This is a genomic window from Psychrobacter sp. PP-21 (genome assembly GCF_033790785.1).
Lineage (GTDB): Bacteria > Pseudomonadota > Gammaproteobacteria > Pseudomonadales > Moraxellaceae > Psychrobacter.
The window spans coordinates 1-841 of sequence record NZ_JAMYEB010000063.1 but is presented as its reverse complement, the minus strand read 5'-3'; the positions used below and the strand labels follow the sequence as shown (position 1 = coordinate 841).

The following is an 841-nucleotide window of genomic DNA, read 5'->3' as shown; positions in this document are numbered from 1 at the left end:
AGTGTGTCTTCTACTTTACGAATGATACGGCTAGCAGAAGACTCATGAATACCAAAGTCCATACTGATATGATAAAGCGTGCGGTATTCACGCCAATAAGTCAGGGCTAGTAGTATCTGCTCCTTAATACTGAGCACACTTGGTCTGCCTGATTTGGTCTTAGATGCTTCATGCTCTTGCATGGCATCAAGCATGTCATAAAAGGTGGCTTTATGAATGCCAGTATAGCGTTTAAAACCAGCGTCACTTTGTTTGAGTAGCTTCTCTATGTTTGGCATGGTTCCTAAAAAGTTATGAGTGTTTCAGTTATTGTAAAATTCTCTGCTACTTTTGCAAGAGGTCTATTATCACAATACGAAATAGTTTTTTGTTCGATATCACCTAAAAAAATAATATTATTGTTTTTCTCTGAATCAGAACACGTGCTATGTTGTAACATACTCTCAGCAATATTTAAATTAGTAGGTACACTAAGGATTTTCTCAATTGCAACGGCTAAACTATTAGTCCTAGCTTGAAGGGTAGTAATTATTTTTTTCAAAGCAACTATATCTATATTACGATCTATTTCTTGCTCTTCATCAGGTTCATTTTTATCAGTAGAGGAGTTGTCAGTAGTCATAGTTTTAAATATCCTGGTCTTTAGGGGAATTTGAATTTTATTAGATAATACTCGCAAATCTATAAGTTATAAATATAAAGCTTTATAATTGAATATATAGTCACCTGACCACAAAAATGTTATAAAATAAATCAACTAAACGACTACCACAATAAATAACCATGACTTACTCCCTAGATTATCGCAAACAAGTCTTAAAAAGCTTAGATGAGGGCATGA

The 841-nt window shown here is 33.9% G+C and carries 2 protein-coding genes; both read right to left on the bottom strand.

The window, feature by feature from the left end; genetic code table 11:
• Nucleotides 1-278 (bottom strand): helix-turn-helix domain-containing protein (locus tag NJD71_RS13560; RefSeq protein WP_319052427.1); only part of this gene is annotated, 278 nt, incomplete at its 3' end.
• Nucleotides 279-283: 5 nt separating this feature from the next.
• Complete coding sequence (locus tag NJD71_RS13555) at nucleotides 284-622, bottom strand: hypothetical protein (protein ID WP_319052426.1); 339 nt, start codon at nucleotides 620-622, stop codon at nucleotides 284-286.
• Nucleotides 623-841 lie beyond the last annotated feature (219 nt).

Excerpts from the sequence above, each read along its gene's own strand:
- NJD71_RS13555 (WP_319052426.1), bottom strand. The coding sequence starts at position 622 with ATGACTACTGACAACTCCTCTACTGATAAAAATGAACCTGATGAAGAG.